A 17212-nucleotide genomic window follows, 5' to 3' on the forward strand; every position below is an offset into this window, starting at 1 on the left:
ACCCATGTCCTTCAGCCTTGGGGTTTCAATCGCCGTCTTCACCCTGATCGCCATTCGCGAATGGTTGCCCTCTTTTCTCAAGATCTGGCATGTGATGACGGCGGGGGCCGTGGTGCTGCTGGTGAGCATGACGATCACGCCGCAGGATGCGCTCAAGGCGATTGACTGGAACGTGATGCTGTATCTCTTCTCGGTGTTTTCCATCGGTCGGGCGCTTTATGAAAACGGCATCTCGCACCGGATCGCCGGGTGGATGGTGGGCTGGCGGACGCCCGGCGTGTCACTGGTCGCCTTCATGCTGCTTTTTGCGCTGGTCGCCGCTGTTCTGACCAATGATGCGGCGGCGATCATCGGCACGCCGATTGCACTGATGCTGGCACATCAGACCGGTGCGGATCAGCGGACATTTCTGATCGCGCTGTGTGTGGCGGTCACCGTCGGCAGCATGGCGACCCCTATCGGCAACCCTCAGAACCTGCTGATCGCGGCCAGTGGCGAGGTGCCGGCCCCCATGGTCACCTTCCTGATCTGGCTGATTGTGCCAACGCTGATCTGCCTGGGCGGCAGCGCGCTCTGGTTGTCCTGGCGCATGGTGGTGACCACGCCCGAGGCCGGGACCAGTGAAATCGAGGGGCAGGAGGGCACGCAATGGCCGGTCCTGCTGGCGATTGCGGTTCTGGTGGTGCTGGTCACGGTGGAAAGCGTGCTGGCTGCGACCAGGTCTGATATCGGCTATCCACTGGGGGTTGCGGCGGCCATCGCCTGCCTGCCGGTCTACCTGTTCGACGGGGCGCGAGTGCGGACGTTCCTGCGGCTCGACTGGCCGACGCTGGTGTTTTTCGTGTCGATGTTCATCGTGACCGGCGCGCTGCTGGAGTCAGGCTCGCTGCAGGCCATGCTGGGCGACGAGCGTCAGCACATGAACGAGCCCATGGTCACCGCCGGGATCAGCTTTTTCGGCAGTCAGGTCTTTTCCAACGTGCCGCTGGTGGACATGTATCTGAAGCTGCTGCCCTCGTTCGAGGTGGCAAACCTGATGATGCTGGCGGGCGTATCGACGCTGGCGGGCAATGTCTTTATCATCAGCGCGGCCAGCAATGTGATCGTGCTGCAGATGGCCGACCGGATGGGTGCGAAAGAAGTCACTTTCACCCAGTTCATGAAAGATGTGCTGCCCATCGGGCTGGTCTCGACCGGGATCACAATCGCCTGGATCCTGATGCTGGAAACCCATCTGGGCGGGTGAGTGTGCTCAGCGGCAAAGCTCGATTGTCACATGGGTGATCCCGTGCTGCTCGCTCAGCCAGGTCTTGACCCGCGTCTTGACGTCCTGGGCATCGGTAGCGGGATCAACCGTTAGCTCCAGCGTCGCCATGCTGCGTTCCTGGGTGATGGACCAGGCGTGGAAGTGCCCCACCTTGGAGACGCCAGGCACCTCGTCCTGCAACTGATGGGTCACCGCGTCGCGGTCAAACCCTACAGGCGCGCCCTCGAGCAGGATATGGGCGCTGTCGCGGACCACCGCCCAGGCGGCGCGCAGGATGATCAGCGCCACAAAGACCGACAGGATCGGATCAATCGGCGTCCAACCAGTATAGATGATGACAATCGAGGCGATCAGCGCCGCGACCGAGCCCAGCAGATCACCGATCACATGCAAAACGGCGGCGCGGATATTGAGGTTCTCGCCACCGCCGCGCGTCAGGATCACAAAGACCGCGATATTCACCGCCAGTCCGGCCAGCGCCACCCACATCATCACCTTGCCCATCACCGGGGCGGGGTCTGACAGGCGGCCCCAGGCCTCCCAACAGATCCAGATCGCAACGAGAAACAGCATCAACCCGTTCACGAATGCCGCCAGAACCGAGAACCGGTCAAACCCATAGGTGCGTTTCCAGTCGGCGGGGCGGCGGGCCAGACGGAAGGCGCTCCAGGCCAGGATCATCGCACCGAAATCGGTCAGCATATGCCCGGCATCCGCAATCAGCGCCAGCGAGCCCGAGATCAGCCCGCCCACCAATTCCACGACCATGAAAAGACCGGTCAGAACCGCCGCCCGCGCGACCTTTTTCTCGTTGGCGGCGTGGTGGTGATGGTGCCCTGCGGCAGAATGATCGTGATGGGCCATGAGCGAGCCTCCTTGCGCGGCACGCCGGCCTCCCGGGGTCCGCCGTCAGTTTTTTGGCACTCTGTGACGGGTTTGATGGGTTCGCAAGCGGCAATAACAAAATTTCGCGCAGCGGCGAAACCAACAGCCGCAGCGCGTGACAGGCGCTGCGGCGTGCGGAGTGGCAGATCCGGGAGGACCGGATCAGGGGGTAGCAAATTCGCTTCCGGTCCAGACAAAATCGAGCTGTGCAAAGACCGGAGAGGTCAGGGTCACCTCGGCGGGGTAGAGCAGGTTCAACTCGTCGCCAAAACGGGTTTCGCCAGGAACAAGCCCGGTGATGTTGTGCCAGACGCTCCAATTGCCCGCATCCGTGACGGTGGTCGGATCGCTAACCGCCGCAGGCTGATGCCAACCCGCCGTATTCAGGATCGGTGTCAACTCGAAGCGCACATCATTGCTGGTGACCTCGGAACATTGGGCGGTGTCGCATTGCCAACTGGCCCAATCATCGGCGGGGATGGTGCCTGCATCGGGCGCGGCGGGGTCGATCACCCGCACCATCACCTGAAACGCACCACCCGCATCGGGGCGCGTGACCGATAGCGGATCAATGGCCGGATCACGCAGCGCCGCCGTGGGCGCCAGCCGCAACAGCCGTCCGATCAGGTCAAGCTGCGCTGGTCCATCAGCAGGCGCCATGCCGCCCGCAAGAGGCAGGCTGCGCGGCGCGCTCAAGACCGGCATCGCGCCACCCTGCACAGCAATAGCGGCCAATGCGGTGTCGAAGGCTGCGATAAAATCGCTGCGCAGACTGAAGTCGAGCGGGAAACTGGCCTGTTGCGGCCCCTCGGGCCTTACCTGCGCGCGCGTGACGAAGCTGAGAGGCGGCAAAGCACCGGGTTGGGGCAGGTTGATCTGCGGCCCGGCGATGCCAAGCGCTGCAGCAATCATGCGCGAGCGCTGCTCGACCTCGTCATACTCGGTCAGCAGGTTGATATACCCGCCCACCTCGGTGATGTTGCGCGGCGGCGGGATGCGCGAGGGCGCGACATCGCCCGAGATCGCCAAGCGGTGCGCGATGACCTCGCGCGCGCGCTGGATCGCGGGCGAATTGGTGGTTTCCAGGATCGAAATGATCGCCTGTGCGACATCCTCGTCGATCGACGTTTCTTCGGGCGGGTTTGTACTAGTATCACTCATAACCAAATCTCCTTTGCACGCTCAGCCGCCAAGACTGTTCAGGAAGTCCAGTGCAGCCGCGCTGCCCAGCTTCCGGTTCGACCCGTCGGGCGCTTCGGTGTTGACCTTGTCGAAAGCGCCAAAGATGTTTGACAGGATGTTGGCATTGCCCGGGTCCTTCAGCGCGTCCGCGCCGCCGGGGAAGTCCGAGAAGAAGCCGGCGAAGAAGTCACGCCGCTTGTCCTCGTCCTGCGCGCCCACCAGCGCGCTGATGTTTCCGGCATTGTCCCCGAACTTCGCAAACTCCGCGAGCTTGGACTTGTCGGCGGCCTTCTTGTCCTTTTCTTCCTTGTCCTGTGCCAGCGCCTTGGCAGCAGCCAGATCCTTGGCCTTGCCTGCCAGTTCGGTGGCCTTGCCGACCAGATCCTTGGTCAGATCGGTAGCGGAATCCACGGCCTTGTCGCGACCGGCCTGCACCGACTGGGTTTCGGCCTGCAGCTGTTTCTGCAGCGCCTCAAGCCCGGTCAGATCGGTGCCCGCGCGGGCCAGATCGGGGGCCGCCTTGAGGATCTCGGCCAGCGGTGAGGACGGGATAGCGCTGCCAGTGCCGATATCACCACCCGCGATGGTCAGAGCGTTCGTCGGCTGGTTCGCGGCCAGATCACTGGGTGCGCGGGTGCCGAAGATCGAACTGTCATCCGAGGGCAGGACAGGCGCGTCGCCCACCGGCGGCGGCGTCGGTGAATCCTGCCAGTTCCAGAACCGGCGATGGTCGATCATCTCGCAGGAATTGCAGCGGCCCAGAACGGCCTCGCCCAGCAGCCCACGTGTGGGCAGCGATATCGAGCGTCGCGGCGGGCGGAAATCCTCGCGGTGGAAGCGCAGCAGACTGTCCTGAATGTCACCGGTGGTCAGCTCGATCCGGTCCGACAAATCCGCCGGAATGTGGAACGGCATGATCATCGAGTTGCCGTAGAACCCCATCACCCGGTTCGCCACCGCGCTCAGCAGCGGGATTTCCGATGAGGCATCTTCGAGCCCGCCCTCGGGTACGCCAATCGTAAAGCGTTCCAGCAGGATCGCGCGTTCCTCGTCAGTCATGCTTTCCCAGATCGAGCGCGAATAGGACACGGTGTTGGACACCACATGCTGGTACAATTCCTCGATCCGGCGCAGGTCGCGACGGCTGAGCACATCGTTGACGGCAGCCACCGCGTAAGGCAGCCGGGGCGGCAGGGATTGCACACTGCCATCATCCAGTACCGTTGCTTCATCTGCCTGTCCGTCGTTGATCGTGGCGCTGAACCGGGTGACCAGCGGCGCGCCGATCTGGTCGTCGAACTCACCCCCGCTGAGCGAGGTGTTCAGGCTGCGCTCGATATCCCGCAGCGCGCGGCCCGGATCGTCGTTGCCCAGGATACCGTCGGTGATGCCCCCCAGCAGCCCGGGCAGGGTGATCTCTTCGCCTCCGGTAAAGAAGGAATAGGCGAAACGCCCGGTGCGGCGATAGAGTTCCACCCGCGCGATATCGGCATGCTCGACCGAACGTGGCAGGGCCACGCTGCCTTCATAGGTCGTGGTGCGCACGGTGTTGCGGCGGGTGTCGGCCAGCCGCACCAGCAGATTCTCGCGGTTCTTGGCCGGTTTTTCATAGAAATCGTCGATATCCACGGGTGCGCCCACCAGCGGCACCGGACCGATCCGGTCGCCATCCTTGGTGATGATCGCCGCCGAGATATCGTCATTGGGCATGAAGACGCCGCGTGCCGCGAACTTTACGATGTCCTGCGCGGTGCCCACATTGTTCTGCGGCTGGGCAAATGGATCAGCGGCGAACTCTTCCAGCAGGCGCAGCGCGCTGCGGCGTCTGCGGCGGCTGCCGAATTCCTTGCGCAGGGTTGCGGCATGACGCAGCACGGTGGCGTAGCGATGCAGCAAAAAGGCGCGGTTGACCGCGGGCGGCAACGCTTCGGGCTGTGGCACCCGCCGGAATGCGATCAGTTGCATCGGGACGAAACAGACCAGTTGCACCCCTTCGATCCGAGTCTCGATCGAGAAATCGCGCAGCACTTCGAACCATTGCATGGTCATGGCATGGCAATGGTTGCGGTTGGCCACGAATTTGGTCGACGCCCGGCGCCGGTCGGTGGCCGTGGCGGTGCGCACGCTGGTTCGGCTGGACCGGCGCTTGACCGAAGCCGAGCGTTCCAGCGAGGACGAAAATGCCTCATGGGTTTCCGACAGGAACGAGCGCGAGGTGTTCTGCGAGGCCGAGGACGAGCCGCTGGAACTGGAACTGGCCGAGCCACGGGTCCATCCCGCGCCACCTGCGATGCCGCCGAATAACCCGCCGATAAATCCGCCAATACCGCCACCGACGCCGCCCGAAAAGCCTTTGGAGCTTGAGCTGTTATTGGTGTTGAAGCGGGACGATCCCTGAATCAACTCGCTCAGCGCTGTGTTGAAGGTGGAATCGAACGAGGTATCGCGGCTTTCCTCGAATTCCTGCTGTTCGCTGAAGCTCAGGCTTTCGCGTTCGCGCACACTGAGTGTTTCGCGCTGTTCGGACACCACGATGCGCTGCTCTTCGCCCGGTGCGAGCGGCAGCGAATAGATCAGACGCCCCAGCGACAGCCCGGCATGCACCGCCGTGGAGCGCATCTTGGCGACATAGCCCAGCGACAGGCTCGAGGCTTTGGGCACATTCGTCGGGCGGGCCTCAAGATCCTCGAAGAAATCCTCGACATCTATCGGCTCTTCAATCGGTACCCGGTCGCGAAAATTCCAGTCGCCATCGCCGTTCTGCAAGGCGCTCAGCACGTTGGACGCGCTGACGCCCGCGCGCACGAACGCGCTGCCCGGTACAGTCGTAGGGAACGTGACGCCGCCGACCACCCGGTCGCGGGTCAGGTTGGCAGGCCCCACCAACGGATCGGTCAGCCGATAGAGCACCGAGTAGCGACGGCGTGAGACAGTGCCACCCTCGGTCCGGTATTCCGAGGCGCAATCGCCCTCGCCCAGCACCAGCGGCGGCTGGTTCGATTGGAAATCCTCGATATTCTCGTCCGCATCCTCGGAATCGACGGGGAAAAGGTCCGTCAGTTCACCGACCGCCGAGCGGGCCAAAGGGGTCAGGGTACGCTCCAGCACCACCAGACCCAGCTGGCCATCAATGGCATCCACCCGCGACACGGCATGGGTCAGGCTTGCATTCTGCCCCCGCAGCCGCAGGCGCAGCCCGCTCTGCGGCGCGCGCAGCCCTGGCAGGGCCAGCGAGAACCGCCCGCGCCGGTCAGTCACCGTCTTGGGGACAGGCCAGGAAAAGCTGCCCATGCCTTCGTTGCTGCCAAACTCGGGACGCATCGCTTCGACGATCAGCCGCTCGGCGGGTGAGCCGTCGGGGTTCAGGATCTCTCCGCGCAACTTGGTCGCAAGCGTGGCAGGGAATCCGGCAAAGAACCCGGCCTCGCCCAGATCCTTCTTGAAGGTGCCAAGCTGGCGGAACACGGCCGTCATGCCAAGGCTGCGGCGCTCGACCAGTTCTGCCACGGCATCGGGTGAAAGTTCGATCCCTTCGCCGCGTCTGAGGGCACGCAGTCGGTCCTGCTCGCTGCGTTTGTCAGAGATGACGGCAGTGACCGCATCGCCAGATGCCGAGAATTTGAGAGCCTCTTCTGCCTGCGGTTCTGCATCCGGGACGGAAACGGAGATGGAACGGGAAGATCGGTCTGAATCAGCCATAGTAAACCTTTTAACTAATTGAAAACGCTAAAATATAACAGAGTAAGTCAGAACAAATTGGTGCCAGTATGGATACAATCATAACACGATTCGGCCCGATCAGCGCATTTCAGGCGGTACATGCGCGGCGAGTGGCGAAACTGCGCCGATGGGTTTGGGCAGTGTTTATACGCTGCCAAAGGTGGTGGATTCCGCATAATCATTCACGGTTGGCCGCGTCACAGCGCACCCGATCTGGAACGGCAATGGGGGTCAGGCAAGCTCTCCGGCGCTTCGCACTTGTACTACGCGTTAAGCGGGCGGTAGCATTCGTCATAACCCCCTCGGGGTTGCACAATGACGTAATGAAACCAACACAAATCTGTGACCTATTTCACCTAGCCAATCCTGCGGGGCACGACAACAAAATTGGCGACAATTCTGGATATGCCCGGCTCTAGCCCCCGGCGGTTTCAGACCGAACGTGCCCTGTTCGATACCCCGGCCAACAGCATTTTGGGAACTTACCGATGACCAACACACCGCATTTACCATCCACTGCTGAGACGCAGGGCCAATTGGACGTATTCCATCTGACCATTCCCGAAATTCAGGGTGCCGGGCATGTCTCGGACCATGAAGGGCAGGAGGTCCGGACCTCGGGGATTGTCACAGCGGTGGATCGCGCGGGCTTCTATGTGCAGGACCCCGAAGGCGATGGTAACGACGCGACCTCGGACGCGATCTTTGTCTTTACCGGAAATGGCGCGGGCGATCTGGTATCGGTCGGCGACGCGGTGGATCTGCGCGGTGTGGTCAGCGAATTCATTCCGGGTGGCGCTGGCAGTGGCAACCTGTCGACCACGCAACTCTCGGATGTCGAGATAGACGTGACCAGCAGCGGCAACGCGCTGCCAGCGGCAACCGTACTGGGTGCTGCGGGCCGGACCCCGCCGACCGAGGTGGTGATCTCGGACGACGAATTGCCGGTGAACCTGCAGGAGGAGCCGGGCACCTTCAATCCCGAGACCGATGGCATTGATTTCTACGAAAGCCTTGAGGGAATGCTGGTCACCATCGACAACCCCACCGCCATTTCGGCCACCAACCGGTTTGGCGAGACCTGGGTTGCCGCCGATGATGGCGCGGGTGTGACCTCGCCCAGCGGGGGCTTGAATGATCGCGGTGGGTTGAACATCAACGCCGACGCGGATGGCACCGGCGACGTGAACCCCGAACGTATCCAGATTCAATATGATGGTGATCTGCTACCCGACGGCTTCGACGGGCCTGCCATCAATCTGGGCGATGACCTGTCGAACATCACCGGAGTCGTGGATTACGGCTTTGGCAATTTTGAGGTCAAGGTGACAGACCTCTTCGAGGTAGAAACACCCTCGACAAACACTGCCGAGGTAACTGCCATCGAAGGGGGTGACGACAGGTTGACTGTGGCCACCTACAATATCCTCAACGTCACCGCAGCCGAGGCAGATGGAGATGCCGACCAAATCGTGCAGCTCGCAGGTCAAATCGTGAACAATCTGGGGGCGCCGGACATCCTTGCGCTGCAAGAGGTGCAGGATGATAGCGGCGTTGCTGATGACGGCACGCTGAGCGCCGAGCAAACGCTGTTGGCGATCGTGGACGCGATCGAGGCAGCCGGTGGTCCGCGCTATGAATTTGTCAGCGCGGTGGTGGATGAGGATGGCGAAAATGGCGGTGTACCGGGCGGCAATATCCGCAACGCGTTCCTCTTCAATCCGGACCGGGTTGAAGCGAAAGAATTTGTCACGCTGGAATCCGATGTGCTGGCCGATCTGGGCGTGAGCAACCCGGACGCGTTCGAGGGCAGCCGTGATCCGCTGCTCGGCGTCTTTGAATTCAACGGGCAGGAGGTGACGCTGATCAACAACCACTTCTCGTCCCGCTTCGGGTCAACCCCGGTGTTTGGCGGGCCGCAGCCCTTCGTGCAGGCGGGCGAGGACGAACGCGAGGCGCAGGCGCTGACGCTGAACGAGGTGGTGGACGGCTTGCTGGCCGAGGACCCGGATGCGCGGGTGACGGTTCTGGGCGATCTCAACACGTTCGAATTCACCGATGAACTGGCCGAGGACCTGCCCGGCGTTGGTGATGAAAAGGTACTGACCAATCTGATCACCCGGGTTGAGGGGGACGAAGCCTATACCTTCAATTTTCAAGGCAACAGTCAGGTGCTGGATCATATCTTTGTCACCGACCGGTTGCTGGCCGACGTCGAGGTGGATGTGGTGCATGTGAACACCGATTTCACCAATTTCGCCTCGGATCACGAACCGGTCGTGGCAAGCTTCCTGATCGAGGACCCGAATGATCCCGGTGAGCTTCTGTTGGGCAGCAAAGGAAGGGATGTGATCGAAGGCACCGGGCGCAGCGATGTGATCCTCGGATTCAAGGGCCGGGATCAGCTCTTTGGACAGGACGGTAACGACGTGATCTTTGGCGGTCGCGGGCGTGACCTGATCGAAGGCGGTGACGGGGATGACACCCTTAGCGGTGGCCGGGGCAGGGATACCATCCTGGGTGGTGAAGGAGACGATTTCATCTTTGCCGGGCCGGGTCGCGACGTGATCGAAGGCGGTGCGGGCGACGATCTGCTGAATGGTGGGCGTGGCCGCGACAGCTTTGTCTTCGAGGGTGATTTCGGGGATGACACCGTGCTTTGCTTCAAGGTCAATGTAGATGAGCTTGAATTCGTGGGCACAAATGAGATCTCTGTCACCGAGACTGACAGGGGCACGTTGCTCACTTCGACTGGTGACGCACAAGGAAGCGTCGAATTGGTTGGTTTGTATAACTGTGAAGACGATTTTTTGATTTTCTGACAAAAATAGATCGCTAAATGAAAAATCCGGCGCAAGCCATTGCGCCGGATTTTTGCGTTGTTTCAGGAAATGTCACTCGGGTTTTCGGATGTTGAACACCATTTCATGCTCCTGCCGGCTGGCGCCCTCGCCGACGGCCACATTGTATCCTGCGTTTTCGATATTGTAGCCCTTTTGCATCGCAATGATCAGCACCGCGCCGAAGGTGGCGAAGCCAACCACAACACAAACGGCGGCTATGACTGCCAAGCTGATGAGCACGATCGATCCGGCTGACAGGCCCCCGTCAAAGGGTCGAGCAAGATGGCTTTGGGTTTCAGCCCCGATGAACTGGCCGCCGCGTTCCAGAATTTGCGTGCGGAAGGTTTCGGCGACAGGGCCGTCAATGGCCAAGTCCACCGCCGCGTCCTGCTCGATCAGTGCGCGCATACGGTTGTGCGAGCCAGGTTCGGTCAGCGGGGTGACCACCGGTGGCGGGGTGCCGTCTGGTGAGGCATGGACCCGCAGCCGGAACTGCAGGCTGCCTGTGGGCACCGGATGCGACCAGCGCACCAGCAGCCGCAGCCTGCTGGTCGCGCCGCGCGCCGGACGATCCACCACCTCGGCCCCGGCGGCAAGCGAGGCACCGGGCGTCGCCAGATCGATCAGGCTGAGTTGCAGCCCTTCGGGGATGTCGACCTCGAACACCTCTTCGCCGCTTTCAATGCGCGGTATCTGGAACAGACCTTCGGGCGCGGCAAAGCTGCGGGCCTCATCCAGGACCACGAGATTTCCACCCGGACCGGCCTCGGCACCGTCACCGGTGACGGTCAGGGCGCGGCCCTGACCCTGCACCGGCGCGGGCGAAGCCGCTAGGTAAAAAGCTGGTCGACAAAGCCCGCTGCGGCCTCGGGGGGTGCTCCCTTGCGGATCGCTTCGGCAATCGCCGCCGCCTTCATGTCTCCGTTGGGGTCGGTGGCCCCCATGGAATAGGGCCGCACCAACCCTTGTTGGGTCGCGATTGTGGTGCGGGTATGCACCGTCTGGGCCGTCGCCTCGATCAGGGATACCGTTGGCACCCCGGCGCTGAGGCCGATTTCGAAGGTCACGCCGATGGGCTGATCCTGCGTGTTGGTGATCACATGCGCCCCAACCGGCATGCCCACCAGCCCATCGTCAAGCCAGCCGATGGTTTCGACGGAGACCCCATAGGTATAGCTGGTGCCGCCGAAGTTTTCCGGCCCGCCCCGAACCACGGTGAACTGGCCGTTCACCCCGGCTGATGCGACCCAGCCCCTGACTTCGGACAGCGCACCGTAAAAGCCGATGCGGCGACCTGGGGCAAAGACGATGCCCGCCCCGGCGGTGCCGCCTTCGCCCAGGCCAGCGCCGACCGCTCCGCCAAAGCCGATGGTGACATCCAGCCGGTCGCAGATCGTCAGGATCGTGTCGAAATCGATGAAGGCCGCCGCCAGATAGGTGGCCGGGTTGATCGCGCCCACAGTGGCGCGGATGGCGTTTTCGATGGCAAAGATCAGCACCTCGGACTGCCACCCCTCCAGCACGGTTGCACCGGGCAGATGCACGGTATTGTCCGAAAAGGCACGGCCCATGCTGAAGCTGCCCACCCGCCCGCGCGCACGTTCCCCGGCGATATCAAGCGGCGGGTCGATGGGCAGCACGTTCTCGATGGCGCGGCGATTGGCGTCGCTGAAACGGTTGATGGTGTTGCGGCCATTATCGGTAAGAATTGCATCGCCGGAACCCGCCACCATGCCGGTGCGATCAGTAAAATTCCTTTGGCCACCTTTTGCCATCAGCGAACCACCATGCCCGATTTTGGAGCCGTGGGGGAAGTGGCCGATCTCATGGGCTGTGGTTTCACCCAGCATCCGGCCATACATCGCCGCCGCCAGATCGAGATTGGCGGAGGTCAGGCTGGAACTGCCCAGTTCGTCTTCAACCGCCGCCACCTCAGGTTTCGAGCGCATATGGCCCAGCAGAACACTTACAACATTGTGCTGGTTCAGAGGTGCCGGCAAATCGCCGGGCTGATGGTTGCGCCCCCGTTGGGTGCGACGAAACCGGGCTGTTGCACCAGTTTTGTGACTCTCCTCAGGGTCGATGGCATCGACTTCCGCAGTGATGTTGGCCAGCGAAACTGAAGCTGCCACCGCTTCGCCACCCGGGAACCCTGCGTTGGCGCCCACCACCAGATGTGGGGGCAGCGCCTCTCCGGGGAAGATCACCCGGATATTGGTGTCCTCATAGAGCAGTTGCATCACTTCGCGCATCTCGTCGATCAGCGCGGCGCGACGGCTGCGCAACCCGAGACCATCAAGGAAAGTGTCGACATTGGCGTCGAAGACGACCTTTACGAAATGGGGGGAACTGACCAGGTATTTGTTGGATTCGATCGTGGTGCCCGAGGCATCCTTGACCATGCAATCCACATGCGCGACGCCGGGTGCCAGCGAGCGCAGCGTGACGCGGGTTCCGCCCGCGCTTTGCGCCGTGCCCGAGCCAGCCTCGAACAATACGCGGGTGCGGTCACCAGCATCGGGAATGTTCCAGCGCACCGAGCCGCCATCGGGCATGTTGGGCACCGAGACCTCCAGCACCGTTGTGCCCGAGATGTCGTGGGTGTCATGGCCGAAGGTGCGGCGCGAGACGCTCATGCCGCGGCTGGTATTGGTGACGATGAAGCTGCGCGCGAAGGGGCGTGCGTAATAGCTCTGGGCGCTGACCGGGGTGCCGGTGCGGCCCGGGCCTGCGCCGCCTGCGGGGTCCTGCGGCATCGCGGGAGCCGGGGCGGGCAGGGCCACTGGCATCGCCTGCGCGGGCATCAGCGGCAGTCCACCCACCGAGGCGCGCGAGCGCGTCATCAGCGGCAGACCTCCGACGGCGGCGGGGCGCGACAGGCTTTGCGCCACCGACATGATGCCACCGCCGCGCGCCCAGTCGATCTTGTCGGGTGTCAGCAGCACGCCGCGATTGTGGTGGCTGTCACCACTGCGCCCGCGCGCCACATGCACACCCATGACGGGGATCGCCTCGGGCAGATCGCCACCGGAGCTGTCGTTGTTGAAATGGGCGAAGACCGGTGAGCCGGAATTACCTTTGCGGGTCTGCAGATTGTATTCAACGATCTCGCCGCCCGCGCTCAGGCGGCGCACCCGGTCGATATCCAGATGCTGGCGGTCACTGGCCACATCCTGCCCGCCATAGCCACAGACCGCGATGGGCGCGTCACCTGCAGGCGAGTGGTCGATCAGCTTGAAATGCTCGCCATTGGGCGGGCCTTGGGTGACGCGGATCACCGCCATGTCATGACTGCGATCCTTCGCGCCTGAACTCAGCCAGGTCGGGTGGATGGTCCAGTCCTGCCGCTGCACGCTGAAACGGTGCGGGATGTTCGAATTGCTCTGCTGGCCGGGGCGGATCGACACCGATGTCGCCTCTTCGATCGCCGTGCTGCCGGGGGCGGTGTCATAAAGGTTGTGACCCGCGGTCAGGATCAGATCCGGCGCGATATAGAACCCGGTGCCGCCATAGGTGCCCGACGGGTAGGTCATCACCAACTTGCAGATGGCCGAAAACGGAAAATAGCCGGTATTCTGCACGCCGACGCGGAAGTTCTGATGGCGGACGGCAAAGCTGGCGATCTGCCGGATCGCATCCCAGGGGTTGGTGGCGTCGATGATCGGATCGACGGCGGCAAAGGGGCGGGCACGGGCGTAATCAAGCGGCATGGCCATGGCATGTCCTTTCTGGGATCGGGAATTGAGGGATATGTCCGGCGCAAAGGGTCATTGCTGTTGCTGCCCTCCGGGTGCGCCGGTGATGGGCTTGTTTGCGCCCGGATTCGGTGTGTTTTCCTGGATCTGCGCAATCACGGCGGTGTCGGCGAACCGTTCCAGCGGGAAGTAGTCGGACTTGAACCGCAGGTCGACTTCGCCGGTCAGATCGGCCGAAACGTCGATCTCGGATTCGGACGATTTCTTGGAGCTTGAGACATAGCTGACAGTGGTTTTCATCGAGGCTTTGACCGGCGACAGGAACCAGCCATAACGGGCGGATGCTTCGGTCTTGGAGTCAAATTTCTGCGCCGATTCCGCCCGCGATGTGTCAGTGGTGTCGATGCGGAACCCCATTGACGCCTTGATCCGGCCCCGGGTGATGACGATGCGGTTCATGCCCATCAGCACCATCGTGGCCAGCGTCTGTTGGCGCGATTGCGCGATCTTGCGGCGCGCAGCGGGTACGAGGAGGGTCTCGATGCTTTCCTCGTCAACGCTGGTGACCTCTTCGCCGAGGTTCAGGTCGCCCTGGAAATTCGGCTGCGCCGCGTCCTCTGCACCTTCTTGCGGTACCAGGCGTGGTTTGCCCGACGAGGTATCGAGCCGGACCACCTGCGGATAAGCACCCGCCAGCCAGTCGCGGGCGTTGTTGTCGGTGATGTTGTCGGCTTCGAATTGCTGCACCGTCTTGGCGACGTTGGACAGCAGTTCGGCATAAGCTTCCATTTGCTGGATTGAACTGTCGACGATGGCCTGAAATGTGCCCTTGATCAGGTCGGCGACAAAAGTCGGGAAAGCGATGGCATTCAGGGTGTCCTCGGTGATCCGGGCCACGTTCGAGGCCGCGACAGGGGTGAAGCCGCCCTCCTGGTCGGGCTGGAACCCTTCGGCCTGCGCGCGCGCCGGGGCGGTCATGGCGGCGGGGGGCGTCATGGTCCCGTCCACTACCCGCCGCTCGCGCACCACCGGGGTCTGATCGAGCTTCATGGATTGGGTCCAGTCATCCTCGATCAGCGTGGCGGTATAGGTGGTGATCCGTTCCAGATCATCGCGCATTCTCGACTGCGCCCCGGCAGGCAGTTGGTAAAACGCGGGCGCGGATTCCAACAGCGCCTTGACCTGACCCGCTGCCAGCGCCTGCACTGCCGGAGAGGTCGTCATCTCGGGCCCGGTGTTCTGGCCGAACGGGCCGGGCAGCGGGTTGGTGTCCTGAAGCTGTTCCAGTTCGGTCATCCGCCGCCTCCTCCGGTTACAGTGGCGCCAGCACCCTCGACCGCGCCACCGACGGCGCTGCCCACGGCCCCGGTTGCGGCGCGCCCGGCCTGGCCTGCGGCGTCGATCAGGCCATCGGCGATGGTCGGGGCGGGCTGTTCGGCATGGGCCTGCGCGCGGTCGGCCACCACCTGCGCCGCTGATGGCCCGCTGGCGTTGCGCTGAGTCATGCCCGCGACGGCGTTGATCGGGTGGTTGGCCTCGGGGTTTGGGGTGTTGCCGCGAATGCGCTCGATGCTTTCGGCGCGGGCCAGACGGTTGAGCGGCAGGTAGTCGGTCTCGAAGGTCAGATCGACCTCACCGGTCAGGTCGGCCTGCACATTGATGGCACTGTCACTGTCGGATTGCTGCGAGCTGACATAAGCCACCGAGGTGCGCGCCGAAAACGCCACATAGAACATGCCCTGCACCGAGTTCTGGTGGCTGAAGTCAAAGGTCGAGGCCTCTTCCGCATGGGCGCGGTCGCTGGCGTCGATATGAAACCCCATGGTGGCGCGCAACCGGCCGTGGCGGATGACGATGCGCTGCAGCCCCAGCATCACCATCGAGCTGAGCATCTGCAGCCGCGATTCCGCCAGACGGCGCCGCGCGGCGGGCACCAGGTGTTGCTCGATCGTTTCTTCGTCCAGCGATGCGACCGGGTCGGGCAGACCCAGACGGCCCTGCATCCCCTCCAGCGCGCTGCCTTCAGCCTCTTCGCCCGCCTCGGTCAGGCCGACGCGGGGCGTTTCCTCGGAGGTGTCGATCTGCATCAGATCCGGGTAGGACTGCACCAGAAAATCCCGCGCCTGATTGTCGGTGATATTTTCGCGAGTGAACTCGGCCACCGATTTCGAGACATTCTCGACCAGTTCCATGAAGGCCCGCATCTGCTTGATCGTGGCCCCGATGATGGCGTCGAAAGTGCCATTGATCAGGTCCGCCACGAAGGTCGGAAAGGCGATCGCTCGCAAGGTGGACTGAGTGATATCGGCGACCCGACCGGTGGCCGCCGTCTGCAGGTTTGCACGCGCCGCCTGCGTGCGGGCGACGGGTTGCGCCTGCGGGGCAGGCTGGTCTTGCGGGACTGGGCGATAGGTGCGCTCATGCCGCACCAGCGGCATCTGACCAAGCTTCTGGGTCTGGGCCCAGGCATCGCGTGCCAGTTCGGCGGCATAGGCGCTGATATCGGTCAGTTGGCCACGCATCCGGTCGCGGTCCGTCTGGCTCAGCGCATAATAGCTGGGTGTGCGGTTCAGCAGCGCGTCGATCTGAGTCTGAACCAGCGAGACGGTCTCGGCACCCGGTCGGATACCCTCGGGGGAAGGCGCGCGGTCATAGGGGGCGGGCAGGCTGTTGAAACGGGTCATTGCAACCACCCCGGCGCGCTCTGATGGGTCGGCTGTGATGCCAGGTCGATCCCGGCGGCAGTGAGCCAGAGCTCGGCCCAACCCGCGGCCTGCGGTTCGCTGGAAATGGCGGCGGATATCGCACGGCTGTCAGCGCTGCGCAACGAGGGCAGGTGATCGGCCATCCAGCCGATCAGACGCAAGCCAGTCTGGGCACGGGTGATGTGACCAGCCAGATCGGGTGTGTCCGGCCCCAGCACATTGCGCACCACATCCCAGGCATTGGCACCCCGGAACAGCGTCGCCAGACCCCGATGATTGAGCGCATTCAGAGCGACCCGCAATTGCTGCGACAGCCGCTCGGCCACGATCAGCGTATTGCCCTGCATCCGGCCGCTGAGCGAAGCCAGCAGCGATTGCGCCGCCACTCCGGCGCGCATTGCCGTCCCGGTCGAGGAGCTATAGCCCCCCAGTGACTGCGCCGCGCGCAGCAGTGCAACGCAGAACCGCGCAAGCTGCGGCTCAAACTCGCGATTGACGGCGGTGTCGCCAAGATTGGGGTCGGCATAGCCCACCCCGAACACCCGCGCGAAGATCTGATTGCGCAGATCGCGGCCCACCCAGCCTTGCTGCATCGCATCGGCAAGTCGTTCCAGCCGCTCTGCCGCCTCGCGGTCGGTCAGGTTCAGGGTAAAGCGGTTGGCGGCGAGTTCCTCAGCCACGCTCATCAAATAGGTGCCTTCGATCTCGGCGGAGAAGTAGAGCGCAGCGACCACCTGCAACGCCTCGGCGCTGATCTGGCCGCCCAAGCCGCCGCGATACTCCGGCAGATCGATGAACAGCGGATCGCCGCCCAGCCCCATAGCCACCGCCGCCGGAAACCCCGGACGCGCACGGTCGAGCAGGCTGGCCACATGGTCCAGCGAGCGCGAGAGCGTGGCGGCGGGTTCGGGCATG

10 protein-coding genes are annotated in these 17212 nt (G+C 63.2%); 2 read left to right on the plus strand and 8 right to left on the minus strand.

Annotated elements, in window-relative coordinates; translation table 11 throughout:
* Window positions 1–4: 4 nt before the first annotated feature.
* Window positions 5–1246, plus strand: a complete 1242-nt coding sequence (locus M3P21_RS16280) for an ArsB/NhaD family transporter (RefSeq protein ID WP_249711542.1) — start codon at window positions 5–7, stop codon at window positions 1244–1246.
* Window positions 1247–1252: 6 nt separating this feature from the next.
* Here M3P21_RS16280 and M3P21_RS16285 read toward each other — a convergent pair whose 3' ends face one another.
* The 3 genes from M3P21_RS16285 to M3P21_RS16295 form a co-directional block, all read right to left on the minus strand.
* A complete protein-coding gene (locus tag M3P21_RS16285; protein WP_249711544.1) occupies window positions 1253–2131 on the minus strand; it encodes a cation diffusion facilitator family transporter in 879 nt (292 codons plus the stop codon).
* A gap of 183 nt (window positions 2132–2314) precedes the next feature.
* Window positions 2315–3313, minus strand: coding sequence for a hypothetical protein (locus M3P21_RS16290; protein ID WP_249711546.1), 999 nt, complete (start codon window positions 3311–3313; stop codon window positions 2315–2317).
* 21 nt (window positions 3314–3334) lie between these two features.
* The gene (locus tag M3P21_RS16295) at window positions 3335–7033 is read right to left on the minus strand and encodes a hypothetical protein (protein ID WP_249711549.1); all 3699 of its coding nucleotides are present in this window, start codon (window positions 7031–7033) and stop codon (window positions 3335–3337) included.
* A gap of 509 nt (window positions 7034–7542) precedes the next feature.
* On the opposite strand from M3P21_RS16295, the gene M3P21_RS16300 reads away from it, so the two are divergent.
* Window positions 7543–9876: a DUF8508 domain-containing protein gene (locus tag M3P21_RS16300; protein WP_249711551.1), complete on the plus strand. Its 2334-nt coding sequence runs from the start codon at window positions 7543–7545 to the stop codon at window positions 9874–9876.
* Window positions 9877–9948: 72 nt separating this feature from the next.
* On the opposite strand, the gene M3P21_RS16305 is transcribed toward M3P21_RS16300, so the two are convergent.
* The 5 genes from M3P21_RS16305 to M3P21_RS16325 are packed head-to-tail and all read right to left on the minus strand — an operon-like array spanning window position 9949 to window position 17211.
* Window positions 9949–10710 carry a hypothetical protein gene (locus M3P21_RS16305; RefSeq protein WP_249711553.1) on the minus strand — a complete coding sequence of 254 codons (762 nt, stop codon included), beginning with the start codon at window positions 10708–10710 and terminating at the stop codon, window positions 9949–9951.
* A gap of 17 nt (window positions 10711–10727) precedes the next feature.
* A complete protein-coding gene (locus tag M3P21_RS16310; RefSeq protein ID WP_249711556.1) occupies window positions 10728–13613 on the minus strand; it encodes a trypsin-like serine peptidase in 2886 nt (961 codons plus the stop codon).
* Between the two features lie 51 nt (window positions 13614–13664).
* A complete protein-coding gene (locus tag M3P21_RS16315) occupies window positions 13665–14888 on the minus strand; it encodes a hypothetical protein (RefSeq protein WP_249711558.1) in 1224 nt (407 codons plus the stop codon).
* A complete protein-coding gene (locus tag M3P21_RS16320) occupies window positions 14885–16276 on the minus strand; it encodes a hypothetical protein (protein ID WP_249711560.1) in 1392 nt (463 codons plus the stop codon). Before M3P21_RS16320 ends, M3P21_RS16315 begins: the two co-directional genes overlap by 4 nt.
* Window positions 16273–17211 (minus strand): hypothetical protein, encoded by a 939-nt coding sequence (locus M3P21_RS16325; RefSeq protein WP_249711562.1) that lies wholly within the window; start codon window positions 17209–17211, stop codon window positions 16273–16275. Before M3P21_RS16325 ends, M3P21_RS16320 begins: the two co-directional genes overlap by 4 nt.
* Window position 17212 lies beyond the last annotated feature (1 nt).

It is taken from the genome of Ruegeria spongiae (assembly GCF_023502395.1).
GTDB classification, from domain to species: Bacteria; Pseudomonadota; Alphaproteobacteria; order Rhodobacterales; family Rhodobacteraceae; genus Ruegeria_C; species Ruegeria_C spongiae.